This window comes from Staphylococcus equorum (genome assembly GCF_001747895.1).
In the GTDB taxonomy this organism is placed as follows: Bacteria; Bacillota; Bacilli; order Staphylococcales; family Staphylococcaceae; genus Staphylococcus; species Staphylococcus equorum_A.
On record NZ_LNNB01000016.1, the window covers coordinates 1 to 25,289 of the forward strand.

Annotated in this window: 24 protein-coding genes; 9 read left to right on the forward strand and 15 right to left on the reverse strand. The window is 33.6% G+C overall.

What is annotated here, in order from left to right:
- Positions 1-368 precede the first annotated feature (368 nt).
- Genes AST02_RS07495 through AST02_RS07510 form a run of 4 tightly spaced genes read left to right on the forward strand, consistent with a single transcriptional unit; the run spans position 369 to position 3,913 of the window.
- On the forward strand, positions 369-1,109 hold the full coding sequence (locus tag AST02_RS07495) for an ABC transporter ATP-binding protein (protein ID WP_069816996.1): 741 nt from the start codon (positions 369-371) through the stop codon (positions 1,107-1,109).
- Positions 1,110-1,122: 13 nt separating this feature from the next.
- On the forward strand, positions 1,123-2,082 hold the full coding sequence (locus AST02_RS07500; protein ID WP_069816998.1) for an ABC transporter substrate-binding protein: 960 nt from the start codon (positions 1,123-1,125) through the stop codon (positions 2,080-2,082).
- A 5-nt stretch (positions 2,083-2,087) separates the two neighbouring features.
- The gene (locus tag AST02_RS07505; RefSeq protein ID WP_069817000.1) at positions 2,088-2,849 is read left to right on the forward strand and encodes an ABC transporter permease; all 762 of its coding nucleotides are present in this window, start codon (positions 2,088-2,090) and stop codon (positions 2,847-2,849) included.
- A 14-nt stretch (positions 2,850-2,863) separates the two neighbouring features.
- Entirely contained in the window at positions 2,864-3,913 is a 1,050-nt protein-coding gene (locus tag AST02_RS07510) for an acyl-CoA dehydrogenase family protein (RefSeq protein WP_069817002.1), read from the forward strand.
- A 152-nt stretch (positions 3,914-4,065) separates the two neighbouring features.
- Here AST02_RS07510 and AST02_RS07515 read toward each other — a convergent pair whose 3' ends face one another.
- The 10 genes from AST02_RS07515 to AST02_RS07560 all read right to left on the reverse strand — a co-directional run bounded on the left by AST02_RS07515 (position 4,066) and on the right by AST02_RS07560 (position 12,562).
- On the reverse strand, positions 4,066-4,827 hold the full coding sequence (locus tag AST02_RS07515; protein ID WP_069817004.1) for an alpha/beta hydrolase: 762 nt from the start codon (positions 4,825-4,827) through the stop codon (positions 4,066-4,068).
- 19 nt (positions 4,828-4,846) lie between these two features.
- Positions 4,847-5,536 carry an ABC transporter permease gene (locus AST02_RS07520; protein ID WP_069817005.1) on the reverse strand — a complete coding sequence of 230 codons (690 nt, stop codon included), beginning with the start codon at positions 5,534-5,536 and terminating at the stop codon, positions 4,847-4,849.
- On the reverse strand, positions 5,536-6,480 hold the full coding sequence (locus tag AST02_RS07525) for an osmoprotectant ABC transporter substrate-binding protein (protein WP_069817007.1): 945 nt from the start codon (positions 6,478-6,480) through the stop codon (positions 5,536-5,538). Before AST02_RS07525 ends, AST02_RS07520 begins: the two co-directional genes overlap by 1 nt.
- Positions 6,481-6,495: 15 nt before the next feature.
- Positions 6,496-7,131, reverse strand: coding sequence for an ABC transporter permease (locus AST02_RS07530; protein ID WP_069817009.1), 636 nt, complete (start codon positions 7,129-7,131; stop codon positions 6,496-6,498).
- Complete coding sequence (locus AST02_RS07535) at positions 7,131-8,315, reverse strand: betaine/proline/choline family ABC transporter ATP-binding protein (protein ID WP_069817011.1); 1,185 nt, start codon at positions 8,313-8,315, stop codon at positions 7,131-7,133. The genes AST02_RS07530 and AST02_RS07535 overlap by 1 nt, the downstream gene beginning before the upstream one ends.
- 302 nt (positions 8,316-8,617) lie before the next feature.
- On the reverse strand, positions 8,618-9,091 hold the full coding sequence (locus AST02_RS07540; protein WP_069817017.1) for a thioesterase family protein: 474 nt from the start codon (positions 9,089-9,091) through the stop codon (positions 8,618-8,620).
- Between the two features lies 1 nt (position 9,092).
- Positions 9,093-10,058 carry a 3-hydroxyacyl-CoA dehydrogenase NAD-binding domain-containing protein gene (locus AST02_RS07545; protein WP_069817019.1) on the reverse strand — a complete coding sequence of 322 codons (966 nt, stop codon included), beginning with the start codon at positions 10,056-10,058 and terminating at the stop codon, positions 9,093-9,095.
- Positions 10,055-10,945: a 3-keto-5-aminohexanoate cleavage protein gene (locus AST02_RS07550; protein ID WP_069817021.1), complete on the reverse strand. Its 891-nt coding sequence runs from the start codon at positions 10,943-10,945 to the stop codon at positions 10,055-10,057. The genes AST02_RS07545 and AST02_RS07550 overlap by 4 nt, the downstream gene beginning before the upstream one ends.
- A gap of 193 nt (positions 10,946-11,138) precedes the next feature.
- Positions 11,139-11,687 (reverse strand): TetR/AcrR family transcriptional regulator, encoded by a 549-nt coding sequence (locus tag AST02_RS07555; RefSeq protein WP_069817023.1) that lies wholly within the window; start codon positions 11,685-11,687, stop codon positions 11,139-11,141.
- Between the two features lie 278 nt (positions 11,688-11,965).
- On the reverse strand, positions 11,966-12,562 hold the full coding sequence (locus AST02_RS07560) for a YdeI/OmpD-associated family protein (RefSeq protein ID WP_069817025.1): 597 nt from the start codon (positions 12,560-12,562) through the stop codon (positions 11,966-11,968).
- Positions 12,563-12,750: 188 nt separating this feature from the next.
- Here AST02_RS07560 and AST02_RS07565 point away from each other — a divergent pair, with 188 nt between their 5' ends.
- Positions 12,751-14,124, forward strand: a complete 1,374-nt coding sequence (locus tag AST02_RS07565; protein ID WP_069817026.1) for an APC family permease — start codon at positions 12,751-12,753, stop codon at positions 14,122-14,124.
- Positions 14,125-14,316: 192 nt separating this feature from the next.
- On the opposite strand, the gene AST02_RS07570 is transcribed toward AST02_RS07565, so the two are convergent.
- The 4 genes from AST02_RS07570 to AST02_RS07585 all read right to left on the reverse strand — a co-directional run bounded on the left by AST02_RS07570 (position 14,317) and on the right by AST02_RS07585 (position 18,076).
- Positions 14,317-15,489: an MFS transporter gene (locus AST02_RS07570; protein WP_069817028.1), complete on the reverse strand. Its 1,173-nt coding sequence runs from the start codon at positions 15,487-15,489 to the stop codon at positions 14,317-14,319.
- A gap of 235 nt (positions 15,490-15,724) precedes the next feature.
- Positions 15,725-16,498: an ABC transporter permease gene (locus AST02_RS07575; protein ID WP_069817030.1), complete on the reverse strand. Its 774-nt coding sequence runs from the start codon at positions 16,496-16,498 to the stop codon at positions 15,725-15,727.
- Positions 16,498-17,148 (reverse strand): ABC transporter ATP-binding protein, encoded by a 651-nt coding sequence (locus AST02_RS07580; protein ID WP_069817032.1) that lies wholly within the window; start codon positions 17,146-17,148, stop codon positions 16,498-16,500. The genes AST02_RS07575 and AST02_RS07580 overlap by 1 nt, the downstream gene beginning before the upstream one ends.
- 145 nt (positions 17,149-17,293) lie before the next feature.
- The gene (locus AST02_RS07585; RefSeq protein ID WP_069817034.1) at positions 17,294-18,076 is read right to left on the reverse strand and encodes a CPBP family intramembrane glutamic endopeptidase; all 783 of its coding nucleotides are present in this window, start codon (positions 18,074-18,076) and stop codon (positions 17,294-17,296) included.
- Between the two features lie 190 nt (positions 18,077-18,266).
- Here AST02_RS07585 and AST02_RS07590 point away from each other — a divergent pair, with 190 nt between their 5' ends.
- Positions 18,267-19,853, forward strand: a complete 1,587-nt coding sequence (locus AST02_RS07590) for an FMN-binding glutamate synthase family protein (RefSeq protein WP_069817036.1) — start codon at positions 18,267-18,269, stop codon at positions 19,851-19,853.
- Positions 19,854-19,916: 63 nt separating this feature from the next.
- On the opposite strand, the gene AST02_RS07595 is transcribed toward AST02_RS07590, so the two are convergent.
- Positions 19,917-20,435 carry a thioredoxin domain-containing protein gene (locus AST02_RS07595; RefSeq protein ID WP_069817039.1) on the reverse strand — a complete coding sequence of 173 codons (519 nt, stop codon included), beginning with the start codon at positions 20,433-20,435 and terminating at the stop codon, positions 19,917-19,919.
- A 210-nt stretch (positions 20,436-20,645) separates the two neighbouring features.
- Between AST02_RS07595 and AST02_RS07600 the strand changes: the two genes are divergently transcribed.
- The 3 genes from AST02_RS07600 to ppx all read left to right on the forward strand — a co-directional run bounded on the left by AST02_RS07600 (position 20,646) and on the right by ppx (position 25,286).
- Positions 20,646-21,722 (forward strand): M42 family metallopeptidase, encoded by a 1,077-nt coding sequence (locus AST02_RS07600; protein WP_069817041.1) that lies wholly within the window; start codon positions 20,646-20,648, stop codon positions 21,720-21,722.
- 278 nt (positions 21,723-22,000) lie between these two features.
- The gene (locus tag AST02_RS07605) at positions 22,001-23,539 is read left to right on the forward strand and encodes an AbgT family transporter (protein WP_069817043.1); all 1,539 of its coding nucleotides are present in this window, start codon (positions 22,001-22,003) and stop codon (positions 23,537-23,539) included.
- A 217-nt stretch (positions 23,540-23,756) separates the two neighbouring features.
- Entirely contained in the window at positions 23,757-25,286 is a 1,530-nt protein-coding gene (ppx, locus tag AST02_RS07610) for an exopolyphosphatase (RefSeq protein ID WP_069817045.1), read from the forward strand.
- Positions 25,287-25,289: the final 3 nt, after the last annotated feature.

Here is a 25,289-nt window from a genome sequence, read left to right on the forward strand (position 1 = left end):
ATTGTAATCCTTAATTTTGCTTCTCAATGAAATTGAGATTAGTAGTTCTTATGCAATTGCTTTAACAATTGTAATCCTTAATTTTGCTTCTCAATGAAATTGAGATTAGTAGTTCTTATGCAATTGCTTTAGCAATTGTAATCCTTAATTCTAAAAGTGATTTTTAGTCATTAGTTTTTCTTAATGCAATAGCTAAAGCTATTGTAATCCTTAATTTTGCTTCTCAATGAAATTGAGATGAGTAGTTCTTATGCACTTTTTTCAAAATAAAACATTAAAATCAATCACTTCACGGGCTATGTGTATGCATAGCCCTTTAGTGTCAGGATAAACCATACTAAAACGATAAGATTAATCGAGGTGTTGTAATGATTCACATTGACCACGTTCAACATCAATTTGGCGATAACCAAGTCATTAATGATTTTGAATTAAATATAGAAAAAAGTAACATCGTAACTTTTATAGGTAAAAGTGGTTGTGGTAAATCGACGTTATTAAATATTATTGGTGGTTTTTTAACACCAACTTCAGGTGCAGTAAATATTGATGGAAAAATTAAACAAACACCATCACCTGATTGTTTAATGATATTTCAACACCACAACTTACTTCCTTGGAAAAATATTAACGACAACATACGTATTGGTTTGTCTCAATACATAAGCAATGAAGACATCAATAAACAGTTAAAAACCGTAGATTTAAATCATAAAGGGAAATTATTTCCAGAAGAATTATCCGGTGGTATGAAGCAACGTGTTGCGCTTTGTAGAGCACAAGTACATCAACCGAATGTCATACTCATGGATGAACCCTTAGGTGCTTTAGATGCCTTTACACGTTATAAATTACAAGATCAACTTGTACGTTTAAAAGAGCGCACAAAAGCAACAATCATTTTAGTTACGCATGATATTGATGAAGCAATTTATCTTTCAGATAATATTGTGCTACTCGGTGATGGTTGTGAAATTATCAGCCAATATAATATCAAACAATCTCATCCTCGTAACCGCAATGATAGTCATTTATTAAAAGTAAGAAATGATATTATGGAAAAATTTGCTTTAAATCACCATATGGCAGAGCCAGAATATTATTTATAAGGAGTGTTAGAAATTGAAAAAATATATTGCTTTTACTTTAATACTCCTTCTTATTCTTTCAGGTTGTAGCACGAATAAAAATCAAGATAGTCAAAATGGCGACAATAAAAAGCAAACTATAAAAATAGGCTATCTTCCAATAACACATTCAGCAAATTTGATGATGACAGAAGACATTCAACAAAAATCTAAAAAATCTGGTTACAAACTCGAACTCATACGTTTTAATAATTGGCCAGACCTTATGGATGCCTTGAACAGCGGTAAAATCGATGGCGCATCTACACTGATTGAACTTGCGATGAAATCAAAACAAAAAGGTTCTGATATTAAAGCAGTCGCCTTAGGTCATCATGAGGGCAATGTGATTATGGGACAAAAAGGTAAAGAAGCTTCTGATTTTCACAATCACGGAGAATACAGTTTTGCTATCCCACATCGTTATTCAACACATTATTTATTACTAGAAGAAATGCGAAAACAAATGAACTTAAAATCTGATACCTTTAGTTATCATGAAATGGCCCCAGCAGAAATGCCTGCAGCGTTAAGCGAAGAACGAATCTCGGGTTATTCTGTCGCGGAACCATTCGGTGCACTGGGAGAAAAATTAGGTAAAGGCGATACTATAAAGCATGGTAGTGATATCGTTCCAGATGCTTATTGTTGCGCACTTGTACTTAGAAGCGATCTTATTGATCAACATCATACAGTTGCCAAAGAGTTTATGTCAGATTATAAACAAGCTGGTTATAAAATGAACAATAAAGATAAAAGTGTAGATGTCATGGCAAAAAACTTTAAGCAAGATAGAAAAGTTCTTGAACAATCAGCCGAATGGACATCATACGGCGATTTAACGATTAAAAAAGACGGTTACAGTAAAATTACAGATTTAGTAAATGATCATAAACTTTTTAAAGCACCTGCTTATAAAGATTTTGTTGATCCTACGCTATATAAGGAGGGGTAAATGAAATGACAGCTAATATAGTCAAAAAATGGACATTACCAATCATTACTTTTATTATTTTCCTATTTATATGGCAATGCGTAATTTGGATTGGAGATTACCAGCCTATTCTTTTACCGGGACCCTTACTAGTAGCAGAAAGTATATGGCAGTTCATTATTACCGGGGAAATATTTTCACACTTAGGTATTAGTTTATTTCGCTTTATTGTAGGATTTGGATTTGCAGTTATCATAGGGGTTCCTGTTGGTTTTTTATTAGGCCGTAGTAATGCATTCTTTGATGCAATAGAACCTCTATTTCAATTAATTAGACCTGTCTCCCCTATTGCATGGTCACCATTCGTCGTTTTATGGTTTGGTATCGGGAGTTTACCTGCAATGGCAATTATCTTTATCGCCGCATTTTTCCCAATTGTTTTTAATACAATCAAAGGGATTAGAAATGTAGAACCACAATACTTGAAGATTGCATCTAATTTAAATTTAAGGGGATGGTCATTATATCGAAATATCCTCTTCCCTGGTGCATTTAAACATATTATGGGCGGTATACATATGGCAGTTGGAACAAGTTGGATATTCTTAGTTTCTGGCGAAATGATTGGCGCACAATCTGGACTCGGATTCTTAATTGTTGATTCACGGAATATGTTGAATTTAGAAGATGTTTTATCTGCCATATTCTTTATTGGGGTATTTGGGTTCTTAATTGATCGCCTCATTAGTTATTTAGAGAAAATGATATTAACACGTTTTGGTGAATAAAGGAGAGCATATTTATGAGTTTAAAAACACATATTGAAAACGAATTAGATCCATATTTAGTAGAAATTGATGACGGTTCACACTATCCTAAAACCTTCATTCAAAATTTATTTAAAGAAGGATATTTTAAAGAAAATGATGTCAAAGCAAATTCAGAAGTTATCGAAGAAGTATCAAAATCTTGTCTGACAACTGGCTTCTGTTTATGGTGCCAACTGGCCTTTTCTACCTATTTACAAAATGCAGAACAGCCTCATTTAAATAAAGATTTACAACAGCAATTACTATCAGGAGAGATTTTAGGTGCTACAGGATTATCAAATCCGATGAAATCATTTAATGATTTAGAATCATTCAACTTGTCACATCACTATAATGATGAGCAATTCATTGTGAATGGTAGATTACCTGCGATTAGTAACATTGCTGCAGAGCATTATTTTGGTGCTATTTCTAAATCTGAAACATCAGATGAACTTGTAATGTTTATCGTTCAAGCCAATCAAGAAGGCGTTAATATAAATGAAATGTCTACCTTCTTAGGTGTGAATGGTTCAGCAACATTTTCAATTGAAATGAATGATTTGCACATACCTGAAGCACATATTATTACACACGATGCAAAAACATTCGCGTCTAAGATACGTCCACAATTTGTAGCGTTACAAATACCGATTGCATTAGGTTCTGTGCGTTCATCACTTGATTTAATTCATAAATTCTCTAATGCACAAAATGGTATTAACAAGTATTTAGAATATGATGTTCAAGACTTTGAAACACGTTACGACAATATCAAAAAACAATTTTACAATTTATTAGATACTAATGATTTACAGAATCAATTTGGTGACTTAATTAATTTGAAAAAAGAAGCCGGTTATTTACTACTTGAAGTCAATCAAGCATCCATGGTTAATGGTGGTTCTAGAGCATATTCACCTCGTGCACCTCAAGCGCGCAAATTAAAAGAAGGCTTTTTCTTTGCAGCGTTAACGCCAACATTAAGACATTTAGGTAAACTACAAGAAGAATTCAAAAATAGTAACGCTTCAGTTAAATAGATCAATTTAGAAAAAGTGATCACTACTATAAAATATAAAATCACATTTTATATACTTATTTTATGTGCGTATAACTTTATATAATTTCAATCCCGGAAATTGCGCACAAAAAATGTCGATAAAGTCTGAGACTTTATCGACATTTTTTTATGCTATACTTTTACAAACCATTCAATTGCACGTTTAATACTTTGATCCCAATAAGCATAATCATGTTCACCAGGTCCATCTTCAAATTGATATGGGACTGCTTTTTCATCTAAATACTTGATAAATTGTTGATTATCTTCATGTAAATCATCTTCCGTGCCACACATAATGAGTAACTCCGGAATAACTTTATTTTGGTCTATTGCTTGATCGACTAAATGATACGGATCTAAATCAGTACCTTCAACCCTTTTACTTGTTCCTGCTATAGCTTCACCTGAGAAATCATACCAATCAAAATCCATAAGGTGTTGACCATTAAACACTGCTGATAAAGTACAAGCTTTAGCAAAACGATGGCCTTGTGATAAAGCATATTTAATGGTGCCATAGCCACCCATAGAGTGACCAGCAATAAAATTATCTTCTCTTTTATCAGATAATGGTAAAATTTGATGCGCATAATCTAACACTTCTAATACATAATCAAAATAGTTATGGCCATAAACCATGTTACTGTATCCACTATGGTCCGCATTGGGCATAATGACAGCTAATTGATGCGTATTAGCATAACGTTCGATACTTGTGTAACGCATATAAGAAGTTTCATCACTTGAGAGACCATGTAGTAATAATAAAGTTTTCAGTGGTTTCGGTTGTGCTGCTTTATTAAAATAACTTTCATCTTCCGGTAAAATCACCATAAAATGATGATGCATACCTATTGTTTTAGAATTATAATTAATTGATAAAATTGCCAACTTTAATCACTATCCTTTATTAATTAATACTTTGAGGCTTATGCTTTTCTTTTTTCTGTGTTTTATTAGAAGGATCTAAACGTTTTTCTAAAAATCTCAATCCAACGTCAATTAGAATTGCGATTAATGCAATTGGAATTGCACCCGCAAGAATAAACGTCGTGCCATCTGTTGCGTTTGTACCACGAATAATAATGTCACCTAAAGTTGGTGCTCCAATAAATGAGCCAACTGCTACAACACCAATTGCTACAACAAGTGCGATTCTTAGACCACCTAAAATTACAGATAAAGACAACGGCAACTCAATCAAACGTAACACTTGGTTCCGTGTCATACCCATACCTTTACCAGCATCTTTAATGTTTTCATCAACACCAATAATACCTGTAAAAGTATTTTTAATTATAGGTAACAATGCATATAAGAACACTGTTAAAACAACTGTGTTTGGACCTAAGCCCATCACTAACATTAAAATTGCTAACATCGCAATAACTGGTACAGTTTGTATAATATTGGCAATTGTAATAATCGTCCATGATAATTTTTTATATCTAGCGATGATAATGCCCAATGGTATACCTACAATTGCTGCAAACAAAACACCATATACTGACATTAATAAATGCTTAATAAATAAATCCCATAGGTAGCCAAAGTTGACTGAATAATATTCGACTAATTGCTGTAATAAATTACCTTCCATTAGTTTTGACCACCTTTCTTATCGTCTTCAAAATAGTTGTGTTCTTTCAAGAAATTTTCAGCTACAACAGCTGGTTCTTGACCTTTACCATCTGCTTGATAATTAAGCTTTTGCATTTCTTCTGTTGATATTTTGTCATTCAACTTATTAATAATTGGTTTTAATTTTGGATGTTTTTCTAATAAACTATTCGTTGCTACTGCACTCGTATCGTATGGTGGGAAAAATTGTCTATCGTCTTCAAGTACTTTTAAATCGTATCCCTCAATACGTCCATCCGTTGAATAACCAACTGCTACTTCTAAGTTTTTTGAATTCAATGCATCATATACAAGTCCGATTTGCATTGGACGCACTGTATCAAAGTCAAATCCATATTCTTTCGTAAATCCTGGATAACCATCACCTTCACGATGTAACCATGAACTGTCTACGCCAAGTCTTAACTCATCACTATATTTTTCTAAATCTGAAACAGTTTCTAAATTATATTTCTCAGCTGTTTCTTTAGTAACCATAAATGCGTATGTGTTCTCAAAACCATATGAATCAAAGAATGTTTGATCAAATTTCTTTTGGAACCCATCTTGAGTCGCTGTCATCGCTTTTTCAGGATCTTTTATTGGGTCTTCTTTTAAAGCACCTGTTAAATCTGTGCCATTGTATCTTGCCCCTGACATATTCGCGTCTCCATTCACTAAAGCATTGTGTTGAATGGTACTTGAACCTAAATTGTTAATTAATGATGGTTTAATCTTACCATCTGTGTCATGTTGTATGATGAGTCTCAACATATGAGACATAATTTGTGATTCACTCGTTGCAAGTGCTGTAATTTTAACTTCATTATCTGAGCTGCTACCACTTAAACCAGGTAAACTACATCCAGACAACACCGTCAGACACAGTACAAGCACGATACTATACTGTTTAAACTTCTTCATAATGTCCTCCTTATATTATCTGGATACTTTTAATCCTTTTGGAACAGCCCATTTTTCGACTATTGAAAGTAATACATCTACAACTAAAGCTAAAATTGTTACAAGCACTGCTGCACTTACAATCATCAATGGATCATATAAATTTAACCCGTTAAATACAAAGTCACCTAATCCGCCTGCACCAACATAACTTGCTAGCGTCGCCCAACTGATTACATATACAGATGATAATCGAATGCCACCTAATATAAGTGGTAAAGCTAACGGTAACTCAATATCCTTCATAAGTTGTAACTTCGTCATTCCCATACTTGTACCAGCTTCTTTAATATTATTGTCTATATTTTTGACGCCTAATACAGTATTATTCAATATTGGTAAAAGTACATAGATAAATAATGCTACAATTGCAGGTAATTTCCCCACACCAAATATCGGTATCATGATAGCTAATACCGCAAGCGTTGGTATTGTTTGAAGCACACCAGCAATTGTGAGTACGATATTTGAAGTTCTTTTCATTTTGGATAAGATAATGCCTAATGGAACAGCAACTACGATTGCGATTAACAATGCGATCATTGAGATATAAAAGTGTTCAGCTGTTTTTGATATCAGTTGCCCACCATATTGCTCTATGAAATCTTTCATTATTTATCAGCTCCTACATTTTCGGGCTCGACAATTGCATGTTGATTCGCATTGTCATCTTCATCTATTTCGCCCCAGATACTGTCATATACAATATCCACTAGGTTTGCTCTCGTAACTAATCCAATTAATGTTTCACCATCTTTATCCACTACCGGAACGTTTCTTACATTTCGTTTTAAAATTGTACGTACTGAATCTTGTAATTTACTGTCTATTCTTACTCTATAAATATCACGTTGCATTGTATCGATAAGCTCTTTGTTTGAACGTAATCCTTGGTTAATATCTTCAATATCTAAATAGCCCAGTAATCTACTGTTATTACCTACGACAAAAATAGTGTCTACACGACGTTCTCTCATGACTTTAACTACTTCGTTCAGTGAACGATCTGCGTGTACAGTTACAGGTTTAATCATTGCATCTTTAACTGTACGCATGTTTGGACGATCTTGAATTAATCTATTTTGACCTATAAAATCACGAACGAAATCGTTTGCAGGATGACGTAAGATATTGTCTGGCGTATCAAATTGTATAACTTGTCCTTCAGACATAATACAAATCTTATCTGCTAGCTTAATCGCTTCATCCATATCATGTGTAACAAAAACAAATGTTTTACCTAATTTTTGTTGTAATTCTTTCACTAAATCTTGTAATGTATCTCTCGTAATCGGGTCTAATGCACCAAATGGTTCATCCATTAATATGACATCTTGTTCAGCTGCTAATGCACGCACTACCCCAATACGTTGTTGCTGTCCCCCAGATAATTGAGAAGGATATCTATCTAAAAACTCTTCTGGTAAATCTACGAGTTTAATTAATTCTTTCGCTTTACGTTCTTTCTTTTCTTGAGACCATTTTAATAATTTTGGCACTAAAACGATATTTTCTCTGATCGTCATATGAGGCATAAGTCCTATTTGTTGAATTACATAACCAATTTTTCTACGTAATTCTACTGGATTCATTTTGCGGACATCGCCGCCATTAATTGTTATTTGTCCCTCAGTAGCTTCTATCATTCTGTTGATCATTCTTAAAGCAGTTGTTTTTCCACTACCACTTGTTCCTATAAACGCAATAAATTCACCAGATTCAATATCTAATGATATGTTATCTACAGCTTTCTTCCCGCCACCGTAGACTTTTGATAAGTTTTTAATACTTAACATGGTTCAATTCCTTTCTATGTACATATTTAAATTACAAATATTTCATAATAAATTTAGGACTACTTGTGGATGTTATACAAATTCTAAAATAAGTAACAACATAGCTACAAATAGCCCTAATTTATTCGTTTTAGTTGTTAAAAAACAAATCAATTATACAATAAATTAAAATTTGATTTTGTTACCCTATATAATAAGATACCTTAATTAATAAAAATAAACAATTTATACTCATGGATTTTGTTTCTTAAAACATTCAATAAACGAAGTTAATCAATCGTTTCAAATTGATTTCAATTATACTATTTATGCTTAATACCAATCAGATGACCAAGCTCTTTGGGCTGATATTCAATCGTATTGGTAGCAGCATAATCTTCAATCGCTTTTTTTATCATTTCTGGAAATGCTTCGGGCTTATCTACAGCTGTATTCATCCCCATGAGCATCACTTCATAAGTTGCACAACGAGATTGATTTGCATCTGTTAACGTCATAAATACATGTAAACGTTTCGCATCATAATCATATAACTCAACATTAACCGTGATGGATTCATCGACTTTAATTTCTTTTAAATACATCACATGGTTTTCTAAAGTAAACACTGTGTATTGCTTTTGTGCTATCGTCTCTTTATCTAATCCTAGATAAGCAAGCCAAGCATCTGTCGCATCACTAAACACACGATTATATTCAGCGTCATTCATATGACCATTGTGGTCCACCCAAATATCTTTCACTTTAGTCGTATATTCAAACTGTGAATGTATCATATTAATACACCGATGGGCTTGTAGCTTTTTTCATTGATGGTGTATCTTCTGGCCAATATGCTTCTGCTAATTTTTTAACTTTGATTAAGAATTCATTGCGTTTTTGATCAAGCTCTGACATTGTTTGGCCTTGTGATGAAGCTTCACAACCATTAACAACTTCATCATATAAATCTTTCGTTAATTCTGGTGCTACTAATTTAGTCCATGGTTTTTTCAATGCTGGTCCAAATTGTTTTAGCATGTGGCGCATACCGCCTTCTCCGCCTGCCAAATGGAAAGTCATGAACGGTCCATATTGTGCGTAACGTAAGCCTGCTGCATGTGTGAATGCTTTATCTACTTCCTCTGTAGTAGCTATCCCATCATTTACAATATGCAATGCTTCTCTCCAAAGTGCTTCCATTAATCTATCAGCAATATGACCTTCTATTTCATGTCTTACATGCAATACGTCCATGCCGATACTTTCATAAGCTTGTTCAGCTTTTACTGTCGTTGCTTCCGCAGTTAATTGTCCTGGAACAATTTCTACAAGCGGTAAAATATATACCGGATGGAAAGGATGAGCGACAACTAAACGTTCTGGATGTTGCAAGTTTCGCTGTAATTCTGAAGGTTTAATACCTGAAGTACTTGAGCCTATTGTTGCATCAGGTCGTGCATAAAAGTCTATATCTGTAAGCACTTGCTCTTTTATTGATTCAACTTCAGGCACATTTTCTTGTATATGATCTGCTTCTTTAACTGCTTCTTCTAAATAAGGTGTAAATGTAAGGTTTTCTAATGAAGCACCTTCTGCTAAGCCAAGTTCTTCAGCATATGGCCAATTTTGTTTTACTTGTTTCAACATGCTTTCATATGCACCTTCACTTGGGTCTGTAGCAATTACTTCATGTCCATGTGCTAACATTCTTGTAATCCATCCACTACCAATAACGCCTGTACCTACGACTGCGAATTTCATTTTGTGCCTCCTTGTGGATCTCTAAGTTGATATTTTTCACGCGCTTCAGCTGGCGTCATTGGTGCTATATCTAACCCTTTTAATATTTCTACAGCCTTTTCAACGAGTTGTTCATTAGTGGCTTTGACACCTTTTGCCAAATATAAATTATCTTCTAATCCCACACGTACATTGCCTCCACGTTTAGCCGCTTCTTCTACTGTTGGAAATTGCATTCTGCCAATACCAAATGCTGACCAATGTGCATTTTCAGGTATACGTGTCTTAAAGTATTCTATCGTTTCCGCGTCATTTTCTGCGCCCCATGGAATACCAAGACAGAATTGGAACATCGGCTCTCCTTCAATTAAACCTTCATTTATAAGTTGATTAGCAAATGAAATATGGCCACTATCAAAACATTCTAACTCAGGTTTAACCCCAGCATCTTTAACAAGTTGTGCTTGTTCTCTTAACCAACCTGCTGGACTTAAATAAAGCGTATCACCCATATTGACACTACCACAGTCTAAGGTACACATTTCTGGTAATAATGCGCCTACGGGTTCATGTCTTTCTTCTGGCGTTAGCATGTCTGTTCCTTTTGCACCAGTATATGGATCTTCTAGATTCGGAATGAAGTCTCCGCCCCCACCAGAAGTAATATTTATAACAATATCTTCGTCTGCTTCTCTAATTAATTTCACTGCTTCTTTAAAAAATTCAACATTATGACTAATGCCACCTGTTTCTGGGTCTCTAGCATGTATATGTGCCACAGTCGCTCCTGCTCTTGCACATTTTATCGCTGAATCAGCAATCTCTTGAGGTGTTACAGGAACACTTTTATTTTTTTCTGTAGTATCTCCAGCACCTGTTATAGCTGCTGTTAGCATAACTTTCTTCATTAATATAAACCTCCAACAGAGTTTTTTAATACATCGATTAGTGTACCAACCAGACGGTTTAGTTTCAACCTTATAACATATAAAAAAAGGGACTAATCAATTTTGAATCATTGACTATCCCTATATTATCAGTGCTTTACATGAAATTTTCATTTAATTATTTTTTTATAATTTCTAATTTTATTGACCCTTTTTAATCGATTTTTTCATTTTTAGTATAAGCTGTTAATCTTTCTAAAACTTCAGCTCTCATCGAATCATCAATGGCAGCTAAACCAAATATTTCAGACAACCATAGTCCATCGACTGCCATTCGAATAATTGTCGCATCAACTTTGTCTAAGCCATCATTTTCAATATTGAATTGCCATTCTTTATATGTGTCTTGTAAAGGTAATAATAAATTACTATTTATACCTTGTGCAGCTAACATCCCTGAAGTGATAGATGCATTTTCAGAACTATATTCGCGCGTGGCATCTATAAATGCGCGTATCCACTTACCTTGCTGTTGGTCATTATCTTGCACATGTTTATCAACGTTAATTCGATATATTTCGTCTGCATGGTCGACAAGCCCTTGAATTAATGCAAATTTGTTTTTGAAATGATACAACAAGCCACCTTTACTTACGCCTGCTTTCTTAGCAACAGCATCTAAAGTTAAATATTCACTACCTTGTTCATTAACGATAGAAGCAGCTGCTTCTAGTAATTGTATCCGTTTAGAAACTCTTGGCATTAATACACCCTCTCTCTAAAAGTACTTTACGAGTTGATTTCTCATAACACTTTTTATATTCGAGCAAACTATAAACGATAATTGTTAAAGTTGCAACTGTATCTTTTTATTATTAATTAAAATAATGACCATTAAACAAGCGATATGAACTCAACACATGTTTTATTTTATTTAAAATAAATATGAATACCTCTTAAAAAACATTTTACACTTTACTTAAATTAAGTTGCTACTTTGTAAACTCACTTCGTTCTTTTAATATCAACTTCAAGTCTATATTATTTATCATCTATACCCTTACCCTCTAAAATATGATCCACATATTTTTCAACGCGTTTTTCGCGTGTTATCGCTCTTTTAGCTTGTCCTATATGGAACATGTATTGTCTTTGTCTACCAGGTGTTAAATTATAAAATGCTTCTTCAAGTTCAGCGCTGTTATTTAATTTTATTTGTAGTTCTTCCGGCATTTCATAGTCTGCTGTTTTTTTCATTGGCACTTGCTTACCTGATTTTTCAATTCTTATCGCTTCTTCAATATACCATTTAATTTCATCTCTTCGTTTTTCAATTTCGTCTAGACTTTCAAAGCGCAACTGTCTTGCAGCTTGGACATTTTTCGTTTGTTGGATAAGTGATTGGTATGGGTCTTCCATGATAGATCCTTTTTCAAAAAGTAACGCGCAATAATGTTTAAAATCTTGAATAATCACAACATTTTTATTGTCTAACGTGTAACAAGGATGCATCCATTTGTAATCTTCTACTAATTCAGTTTCTCTAATAATTTCACGCATTATTTTAAATTCATCTTGCCATTGTTTTAACCTATCAATAAATGCATTTACTTTAATATGATCGTGTTCATTAGTCATAAAAATTGCACCTCTTTATAATTAATTTATTTATCTTTAGTCTACTATGAAATGATTAATTTTATCTATATTTAATCTTTTTAACATTTATACCAAGTTTTCCGATTGATGTACTATGAATTAAATGTTTGTTATGTTATGATTTTTTTATTATTTAGACTATTACATAGAATTTAGAGGTGATTTTAATGCAACAAGCAACAAATTTAAAAAAAGTACTAGGTTTAACTGACGTCCTGGGTATAGCTATCGGGCAAATCATAGGTGCTGGTGTCATGTCACTAACTGGAATTGGTATACAGATGACTGGTAGCGGCATAACACCTGCATTTATTTTATCTGCCATCATCACCTTACTTACGATGCTCCCAATCGCAATATTAGGTTCGACATTACCTACTACTGGCGGAATGTATCAATACACTAGTCGTTTATTGTCTCCAAAGACAGGCATTTTTTGGTTACTATTATTTATCTTTTTGCAGATCACGTTGTCATTATATGCATTGTCATTCGCACAATATTTAGAAGGTCTTTTCCCTGGAGTACCGGTTAGGGCTGTCGCCTTCTCATTATTAACTATTTTATTTATCGTAAATATAGTTGGTATTAAATCTGCCTCTATTATTGGAAATATCATGGTAGTCACTTTAATAGTGGCTTTGTCTTGCTTTATCATATTTGGTGTTCCACATGTTAACTTTGGTGTATTTAATACGAAATCTATGCTCCCAGATGGTTTCACCGGCTTCTTTACTGCTGTAGGCCTTGTTTCTTTTGCGACAGGAGGTGCTCAAGTAGTTGCTGAACTTGGTGGAGAAATGAAAAACCCTAAAAGGGACATTCCAATTGTTATTATTGTTGCTACTATATTTGTCGGATTATTATACGCATTTATTGCCTCAATTGCAGTAGGTGTATTACCTATTCCAGAAGTAGCAGGTAGACCTTTAACGAGTGTCGCAAAAGAAGTATTACCAACTCCGGCATTTATTTTCTTCATGGTGGGTGGCGCAATGTTTGCTTTAGCAACAACACTTAATTCGACTTTTACTTGGGTAACAAAAAGTTTATTAGTCGCAATTCATGACGGTTATTTACCTAAATATTTAGGTAAAGTAAACAAACGTTTTGGTACACCTCATTGGCTATTACTTATCTTTTACATTATTGGTGCATTGCCTATTATTACAGGTATGTCTTTAGATGTTGTTGCACAACTTGGTACAGGCATCTCTCTCATCGTATTTGCATTTCCAGCCTTAGCTGTGACACAATTGCCAAAAAAATATCCTAAAGCATATAAACAATCCCCATTTAAAGTCCCTTATCCTATTCTGGTGACAATTGCTATATGTGCAATTATAGTCTTGCTATGCCAATCTTATTTGCTCATTTCAGATTTAAAATTAGGTTATATCATAGGTACCTTTATATATATTATTATCTCAGCTTTTATTGCTCATTTTTCAAATAAAAAAGCGCATTTAAACATTAGTGAAATACAACTAAATTCTAAGCAAACCCCCGAAAAACAAATCAACTTTTCTAATAATCTATAACTTAATAAAAATGAGGACGGATACATGACATCAATTCTTCAATCGACATGTGTCCGTCCTCATTACTGTTTGGCTTCCAAACATTCAGTTTTCTACTTAAAATTAAATCTTAATTTACTTATAACTAAAGCATCATTATCACTAATTTTTGTGAGCTAATCAACAATTTTTGATACTCTGAATTAATGTTACCTATGCTTTATTATATTTTGCTACATTTTTTAAACTTATAACCAATATGAGTGCTACTAAAGCAATGGCACCACTAAAGTAAGTTACAGCTAAAACATCTATTTTCGAAACAACCAAGCCACCAATGATACCACCGATACCAATACCAGCATTTAAGCTCGACATATTCCAACTCATAACTTGACTCGTATCACCGTCAACGTGTTCGATGATACCACTTTGAACTGCCGGATTTGTACTCCATTGCATGATGTTCCAAATGAAGATGACCATTAATAGCAAGCCAGTACCTGGTAAGAAAACATTCAAGATTAACATCATAAGAATAAATATTGAAGTTGCAATCGTTAACCAGCGCTTACTTGTTAATTTATCTGATAGTACTCCGCCCATCGAAGTTCCTATTACACCTGCTATACCATTGATTAATAATGCTATAGAGACAAATGATAAATCATGACCACTAGACAACATTAACGGATTAATGTAGATAAATGTAACGGAATTCGCTACTAATAATAGGAATGTAATTCCTAAATATTTTGTAATTTCTGCAGGTCTTAAGATTTTAGAATAACTGCTGCCACGTTTTTGACTACTTGTACTTGTTGTAGATGCTTTAAACTCTGGATCAGGTACATAAAAGTACATAAGAATACCAACAAGTATACTTACAGCTACTATAAATAGAAATGTAAATCTCCAACCAACTAAGTCACCAATAATCGTCCCAATCGGCACACCGAATACGTTAGCACCACTAAACCCTGAATAAACAATACCTATCATTTTCCCACGATGTTGAGGTGCCGTTAATAAAGCAGTTAATGCTAGTATCTTCACTACAATTAAAGCTGCAGCTGCTGAAGATAAAATACGTCCAAATACTAAAATAGTAAAATCAGGTGCAACTGCAATAATTACGTTCCCTAACATAAACATTACTAATGCCCACAATAAAACTGGCCTTGGTGAAAAACGATTTGTGACTTTAACCAAGATTGGTCCTGCAATAGCAAAGGTAATTGCATATAAAGTTACTAACTGACCAATAATTGCTTCAGAAACACCTAAATCATTACTCATTAAATTCATAATCCCAGCAACCATCATTTCAACCATACCTACGATAAATATACTTAAAATAAAGGTTGTAATTCGCATAGCTGACATACGTTTCACTCCTTTCTTTCATTTCGTTGCAATTTTTACATAACCACTATATTATAAACCATTCGTCAACAAGTTTGAATACATTTACTTATTGCAATCTCTGACTTATTAATATCATTTTACAATTCACAAATTACTGCAATATTCATTAATTAGCCCATAAAGTTAAAAGCAACAATAAATAAAGGGAACATCCTATTTTAGATGCTCCCTGACTGAATTTCTTCTATAAAAATTAGCGTTGTTTCGCGTGTAAGTGTCGCCCTATCAGTTGATTGCGATGGTTAAAGAATTGTTTGTAACTTAAGTATGTAGCAATTAGTGCTGACATGATTGTTGCTGTTGTATGAATAAACACGACCATCAATTGAAATTTTACAGCTTCTAATGGATCAACACCACCAATAATTAACCCTGTCATCATACCAGGTATAGATACAATCCCATATGTTTTAACTGAATCTATTGTTGGTACAATTGCTGTCTTTACACTTTCCCGTATTGTCGTTTTAGAAGAGAGTTTCGGTGTAGCACCTAACGCTAATTTAGCTTCAATCCTACTCATCTCTTTAACAAATTCTCTATCTAAATTCTGATAGGCTAAATTAATAGCAATCAGACCATTACTCCCAAGCATACCTGCAATCGGAATGACTTCATTAGGCTTGAACTGAATAGCACCTGTGATGATGACGCCTGCTAATGGTAATGCAACACCAATAAATATTGCTGCAAAAGATATCCAAAACACATGATGCATCACTGGCGATGCTCTACTGATTGTATTCCAAGAAGCATTAATAATGATAATTAGTACAAATAATAAGAGCAACCATTTTTGGTTTACATCAAAGATAAAATGCAAAAGATATCCTAAAATAACAAGTTGAACGACAGCCCGTGTTGTTGCCACGAGTAAATCTTTAATAATATGTAATTTTTCTTTATAAGATACAATCATAGGAAAGATTAGGAGTAACCCTGTTAACACTAAAGCTGTTGTACTCATTATAAATCCTCCTGTTTGTCTATTTTGCCATCAACAATTCGGATTCTTTTTTGAAAATGTTTAATACTCTGATTCGTACTATGAGTAATCCATAAAATCGCAACACCTTCAGCGGCAAACTTGAAAATGAGGTCTTCTACTTTCTCACTATTTTGCGTATCCAATGCACTTGTAGCTTCATCTAATAATAGTATTTGAGGTTTATACATTAATTGTCTAGCAATTGTAATACGCTGTCTTTCTCCACCTGATAGATGCTCTACACTTGTATTAAAATTATAGTGACCTAAGCCAACAGCTTTTAATAACTTCTTAGCTCTTTTACGGTCAAATTTGTCCTCTCGAACTACAGCAGGAAACGCCATGTTATCACCAATTGTAAGATCAAACAAATCACTTTCTTGTAATAAATAACTAATGTCCATACGTAATGACTCGGGTTTAATTTGTTCATAAGCTTTGCCGTTAAAATATATTTCGCCATGCGTTGGGCTAATTAAATTATTAAGCAATCGTAACAATGTACTTTTACCACTTCCAGAAGGCCCTATAATAGCAATTGTATCTCCCTTTTCTATCTTCAAATTGATATTATCGATGATGTTTCTATTGTCTATTTTGTAAGAAACATTTTTAACTTCTAACATCATCTGCCCTCCTTAAAATATGAATCATTTGATATTACTTATTCCCTAAATCAATTATTTTAATAGCCTTTTTTTCTCATAATGAGTTGAGTTAAGGCGTTCACCTAATAATTAATATGTCACTCATCAAATTTCATTTACTTATTTGTTATTTCATAAAAACAATAGCTATGAATGAAATTAAATTATTTACAGCATGTAACGTTATAGCCAGTGCTAAATTCATACCACTCTTTAAATAAACAAAAGCAATCCCCATCGCGATAATAATATAAGATCCTATCTCAAATGGAGATGTGGCACCAATCACATGAACACCTGCAAAAAGTATAATTGAAAGGACAGTGGCAAAACCATATGTAATTTTTTTGCCTAGTTCATGGATGATTAAATGCCTAAATAATAGTTCTTCAATAATAGGCGTTAAAATCACAATATCAATAAATAAAAATGGTAACATCCTGTTATCAGCGAACATTTCTTCTAATAACATTTGATTTTGTGTTTCATTATATTGTAATGACTTAGGCAAAAATTCCATTAACCAAGCGTATGTTGAATTTAAAATTAAAATTAATAGATATGCACCCATAATCATCAATAGATATCGTGGCACTTTTTTAAATTTATCCATTGCAATTGATATCATTCTATCTTTTCTATGCATTACATAAAAGCTATATAGAATGATTATTTCTGCAATGACTGCGCCCATGATTAATATATTTTCATCAGTAACAAATGATTCATTTTTTATATCAAAAATAGAATATATTCCATATATCAAAACAAAGAAAATAATAGGAACTATATTATTCGCAACAATATATATAGGGAATAGCCAAAAATCTTTTTTTACAATCTTGTCATTGTTCCATATGTTTTTTTCATTGTGTGCTTTTTTTATCTCTTGAGTTGACTGTTGAGCCATATGACACCTTCCTTATCATTGTATACAATGAATATACCATGATTTAAATTACTTATATACATTTTATAATATATTTATTCGGTATCTATCCTCAACACTAGTATATTGGTCAGACTAACTTTATAGTAGTTATCATATTGTAAAAAGCGCATTTTGTTGTAGTATATATATAAATAGGGAGGGATGTTACATGACGATTTTGACAATATTACAATTCATCGTAAATATCATCTTAGTGCTAATTTTATTAAGTGTACTAATTGTTGGGGGATTTTTACTATTTAAAGATAAGCACCAAAAGCAACATAGTGTATTACGTAATTACCCATTACTTGCACGTGTTCGTTATTTTGGAGAAAAAATTGGTCCTGAACTCCGTCAATATTTATTCTTAGCGGATACGAAAGGTAAACCATTTTCTAGAAATGATTTTACTAACATCGTATTAGCTGGAAAATATAATTCTAGAATGACGAGTTTTGGTACGCAAGAAGATTACGAAGATGGGTTTTATTTACAAAATACAATGTTTCCTTTACAAACATCAGAATTACACATTGATCAGTCACCTATGATTTCTTCTTTTATCTATGAAATCGATAATGAACGTCTGTTCAATCGTGATGAACATAAAATTCAAGCTGAACTTAATCCTTACTATATATCAGAAGAAAACCGCATCACTTTAGGTGCAGAACTTAAGTATCCATTCAAACCTAAGCGCTTAGTTGGCCAATCTGGTATGAGTTATGGTGCATTAGGTAGTAATGCAATCACTGCACTGTCTAAAGGACTTGGTCAAGCAGGTACTTGGATGAATACCGGCGAAGGTGGATTATCAGAACACCATCTTTCTGGAGACGTAGATCTCATCTTTCAAATTGGACCGGGATTATTCGGTGTACGTGATAAAGCAGGTGTATTTGATATAGATGCTTTTCTTGAGTTAGCACATAGAGATAAGATTAGAGCTTTTGAAATAAAACTCGCTCAAGGTGCCAAAACGCGTGGTGGTCATATGCAAGGTAATAAAGTAACAGAAGAAATTGCAAATATACGTATGGTTGAACCATGGAAAACCATTAATTCACCTAACCGCTTCGATAACATTGATAGTCCAAAAGCTTTACTTAATTGGGTGACTCAGCTCAAGCAACAAGCTCAAAAACCAGTTGGCTTTAAAATTGTTGTAAGCAAAGTTTCAGAAGTAGAAAAACTTGTACAAACTATGGTTGAGACAAACCAATATCCTAGCTTCATAACTGTTGACGGCGGTGAGGGCGGCACTGGTGCAACTTTCCAAGAATTGCAAGATGGTGTTGGTTTACCTTTATTTACGGCTTTGCCTATTGTAACTTCACTGCTTGAAAAGCATGGCATTCGTGATCGTGTTAAAATCTTCGCATCCGGAAAGCTTATCACGCCGGATAAAATCGCTATTGCTTTAGGACTCGGCGCAGACTTAGTGAACGTGGCACGTGGCATGATGATTAGTGTCGGCTGTATTATGAGTCAACAATGTCATATGAATACTTGTCCAGTAGGTGTAGCTACTACGGATCCTAAACTTGAAAGAGGACTGATTATCGATGAGAAACAATATCGTGTCACTAATTTTGTAACAAGCTTACATGAGGGGTTATTTAATATAGCTGCTGCGGTTGGTGTTGAATCACCTACTCAAATATCTAAAGACCATCTTATTATTAAAAATAAAGATGGCGGAATCCAATCTATACGAGACTATAAATTGAAACTGATTGATCAACATCGATGACATAAAGAGAGCTCTATTACTTAAAAGCAATTAAACTGCTTTTCAAAGTAATAGAGCTTTTTTCTAATGACTTGCTTCATTTATTTGTTGCGTTAGTTTTGTTTCTATTGTACTTTGCGCATCTTCTAATGGATTGAACTCAAATTTCTTATCATTTATAAATACTGTTGGTATGCCTTTAATTTCACGACTAAACGCTTCTTCAGTAATCGCTAAAGCGCGTTCATCAGCTTCTTTCTGAGGTGATAAGTTAAACTCTTGCTGCATTTTTTCTTCTATAGTAGCAAAATCAACTGTCCATTCTTTTTGAGTGTCATACAATTTACGTATAATTTCTAGTGTTTCATCAGTATTTTGATAATCTAAATGAATATTTGCAACCGTACCTTTTAATAATCCTTGCTTCGTTTTATCAAAATGCTTAATTACATGTTGTACTTTCCCCTGATTTATCAGTGGTTTTAATGATTGATCTGCGGCTTTAAAATAATTTTTACAATATGGGCAAGCCAAATTTATAAATGATTCCACTTTAACAGGTGCTTTTGATGAACCTAATGTAAGATGTTGAACTTCTGTCATATAAAATCCCTCCACTTTGTCTATATTTATATTGAAACATGCTTATTCTTTTTATGCACACTTTTAGTCTGAGTGATTTAGTAGGAATTTTTATTTTTCAAATAAACTAACGACTTTCCTCACTGCTTAATCCCCCCTTACAGTCAAAATGCTATGTAATCGCATACTTCATGTTAAAATAAAGTTATCAATTTTAATGGGAGGCATTATATGAACAATTCAGTGAAGTTATTAAAATCTCTAACAGATGTTGATGGTATTGCAGGACACGAAATGGCAGTTAAATCTTTAATGCACGAATATTTAACACAAGTAAGCGATGAAATCATAGAAGACAATCTAGGTGGTGTTTTCGGTAAAAAGACTGCCACTACAAGTAATAAAACATTAATGGTTGCTGGTCACTTAGATGAAATCGGCTTTATGGTGACTAAAATAGATAATGACGGCTTCCTAAAATTCACCCCTATTGGTGGCTGGTGGAATCAAGTCATGCTCTCTCAAAAAGTAACGGTAACTACAGATGATGGTAGAAAAATCAGAGGTATTATTGGTTCAAAACCGCCACATGTATTATCACCGGAAGAACGCAAAAAAAACGTTGATATGAAAGAAATGTTTATTGATATTGGAGTTAAAAGTAAAAAAGAAGCACAACAATTCGGTATTGAATTAGGCAATATGGTCACACCATATAGTGAATTCGAAGCATTAGCGAATAATAAATATTTAACTGCAAAAGCTTTTGATAACCGTTACGGCTGTGCACTTGCAGTAGATGTATTACAAAACCTTAAGAACGAGACAATTGACATCAATCTTGTCTCAGGTGCCAATGTTCAAGAAGAAGTTGGGCTTCGAGGTGCTAAAGTAGCTGCCAACAAGATTAAACCTGACTTGGCTATAGCTGTAGACGTTGCTGTTGCATATGATACACCAGGAATGTCTGGGCAAGTAAGTGATACAGCAATTGGTAATGGTCCTGTTGTTATTTTAATGGATGGATCTAATATCGGTCATGTTGGTTTTATGAAACATATTAAAGCAGTGGCTAAAAAACACAATATTACGATTCAATTAGACACTACTGCTGGCGGCGGAACAGACGCAGGAAGTATTCATGTAGCGAATGAAGGGACACCAACTGTCGCTATTGGCGTCGCATTACGTTACATGCATTCCAATGTTTCTGTGTTACACACGGATGATTACAAAAATTCAGTAGCCTTAGTTACAGAAATTATTAAATCTCTTAATGACGATGTGGTTGATCAAATCATTTGGTAAGCTACGAGTTAACTGAGACACAGTATTCAAATATAACTTTTCAACAAACATAGCGTGAATTTATATAAGCTATACGGGAGCGGGACAGAAATCAAAAGTTGATTTTCTATCCCCTCTCTTTTTTATACTTTTCAAATGAAATTTTTAAATAAATATACGAACGTTCATATATGCAATATATATTTAAAATTTGAAAATTATAAAGTTTTCAGAATATTTATTCTATTTTTATTCTTAATTTGTTATACTACCGATAACTTATTAGGGAGGTCGTTATGATGGTTTCGAATACTAAAGATAAGCCAACGCTAATAAATAGATTTTTGAATATTGTAGAAAAAGTTGGAAACAGATTACCTGATCCTAGCATTTTATTTTTCTTAATGTGTGTAGGACTCGCAATACTTACTTGGGTTGTATCATTGTTTCAGATTTCCGTAAAACATCCGGGCACAGGCGATACCATCGCAATCAAAAGTATTTTGAGTAAAGATGGACTATCGATGATTCTGAATGACGCCATAAAAAACTTTTCAGAATTTCCGGCATTAGGTCTTGTCCTTGCAGTCATGCTTGGTATTGGCGTAGCAGAAAAAACAGGTTACTTCGATAAATTAATGATTCAAGTCGTACATAAGGCACCTAAGCATTTCATTGTGCCGGTCATTATTATTATAGGTATCTTAGGCAATGCTGCTGGTGATGCAGCGCCGATTGTGTTACCCCCATTAGCAGCTATGGTCTTTATTAAATTGGGCTACCACCCTATTGCAGGTTTAGCAATGGCTTACGCATCTGCACTTGGCGGATTCTCTGCAAATGTCATGATTGGTATGTCAGACGCACTGCTTTATGCATTTACAAAACCAGCTACAAGCATTGTTTCTGATAGTGTGCATGTCAACGTAGCAATGAACTGGTACTTTATTGCAGCAAGTGTGCTCATCTTATTGCCTTCCGTATATTGGGTTACTATGCGTTTTGTCATTCCTAGATTAGGTAAATATGATGATTCTAATTCAGCTATTCAAGCAGATGATTCTAATTCAAAACTCACACCTCAAGAAAACCGTGCCGTATTTTGGGCTAATATCAGTTTTTTTGTATTAATTATATTGCTTATTATTTTAGCTATACCGCAACAAAGTTTTCTGAGGAATGCTAACACAGGTAGTTTACTGAATGATGCACCTATCATTAACGGCGTCGGCCTAATTATTTTAGTATTATTTTTAGTTCCTGGTTTAGTTTATGGCATTATGGTAAATGAATTTAAGAGTTCTAAGGACTTAGGAAAAATGTTAGCTGATTCAATGTCATCTATGGGTTCCTTTATTGTCATTGTGTTTTTTGCAGCTCAGTTACTTGCCTTTTTAGAGTGGAGTAACCTAGGCATTATCGTTGCCGTTAAAGGTGCTTCAATACTTCAAGGTCAGAACGGCGTTGTACTTATCCTAGGTATTATCTTATTAAGTGCACTAATTAATTTATTGATTGGTAGTGCATCTGCCAAATGGGGTATTTTAGCACCTATTTTCATACCGATGCTTATCATTGTAGGTTTCCATCCAGCATTGACTCAAATGCTGTATAGAATTGGTGATTCCATTAGTAACCCAATTACACCTATGATGCCCTACTTGCCATTGTTATTATCTTATGCACAAAAATATGATAATGATATGAAATTAGGTTCTTTATTATCTAGTCTAATGCCCTATACAATTATATTAAGTATCGTGTGGCCATTATTCATGATTGCTTGGTATTTATTAGGTTGGCCGCTTGGCCCAGGTGGCCCTTTACATGTAAAATAAGTTATTAAAATAGAGACAGACACGTAGAATCATTTCCGTGTCTGTCTCTTTACTTTCAACCACACTAATCTCTGAAATAACCAAAGTATAGTTATACTTTTATTAAGTAATATTAAAATTATAGATCACATTTTTTTATAAATGTTGTAATATATAAGTAAGAAAAGGGTAAATACAGTACAAGTAAAGTAAAATAACCTCATTTACTTAGGAGGAAATTATGGAACGTATAGGATTAATAGACATTGGTTCAAATACCATTCGACTCGTTATTTTTGAATTTGATCATAAAACAGGATTAAATGAAATATTAAATATCAAAACACCGGCAAGATTAAGCCAATATTTAACTGAAGATTTGGCCATGAATGATGACGGTATTGAAGTATTAACTAAAGCATTGCGCAGTTTTAAAAAGGTTGCTGACAAGTTTAATATAGATGAATTACATCCGGTAGCAACTGCAGCCATTAGACAATCTATCAACCAAGATCAGATTATAGAACATATCAAGAAAACACTTAACATCAACATTAAAATTATTTCAGAACAAGAAGAAGCATTTTATGGTTTCTACGCTATTACACATACTACTGACGTTAATGACGGCGTATCTATCGATATCGGTGGTGGCTCTACAGAAGTTACACTTTTTAAAGATAAAAAACTAATAGATTCGCATAGTTTTCCATTTGGTGTCGTTACTTTGTCCCATCGATTCTTTGAGGGTAAAGACCATAATGATAAATCAGCAATCAAAAATATGGAAAAGTTTTTAGTTAAACAATTTGAGCAACTTTCTTGGTTAAAAAATCAAGAAGTTACTTTAGTTGGTATTGGGGGTTCTGCACGTAATGTCGCGCGCATTCATCAATCTGAACACTCATATCCTATCGGCGGGGTTCACAACTATGCAATGACTGAAGCGCATATTGATGAAGTCTACTCAATCATTAAAAAAAGTTCATATGATGATTTAAAAGATATAGATGGTCTAAGTAGAGATCGTGTAGACATTATTCTACCTGCAGTAGCTGTCTTCAAGTCATTATTTAATAGAATTAACGCGAAGCAATTCACTTTTTCTCGAAAAGGACTGCGTGAAGGTTATGCGATGAAATTAATTTCTGAACGTCATCCTGAAGAATTTAGAAAAGAGAATATTCGTAAAGACGCGTTATACCATTTAGCTAATGAATATCGTATTGAGGAAACAAGTGCAAAACAACGTGTGAAGTTAGCACAAACATTATTAGAACAATTAATAGGCTTTAAAAAATTAGAGGTCACTCAAAAAGAAAATGAACTATTTGCCGAGGGTTCTTTCTTGTATTACTTAGGGAGATTTATTGATGCTGATTCAAGCTCACCGCACACTTATTATATTATCGCGAATTCAATGATTGATGGTTTTCCACACGAAGATCGAGTGAAACTCGCTTTACTTGCTAGTTTTAAAAATAAGTCGTTATTAAAATTCTTTAGTCATGAAACAAAGTGGTTGCGTGGTAAAGAACTAGATAACATCCAATGCTTAGGTGGCATTATCAAGTTTGTTAATGCGCTTAATGTTTCTCATACGAGTTCTGTAGAGCAAGTAGAATTACAACAAAATGATGATGGTTACACCTTATATGTATACTACAACGGTGAGCCTATCGCTGAAGAATATCAATCCTTGAGGCAGAAAAAACATATTGAAAAAATCTTAAAAGATGACCTATCTATCATCTTTACAAAATCTTAAAAT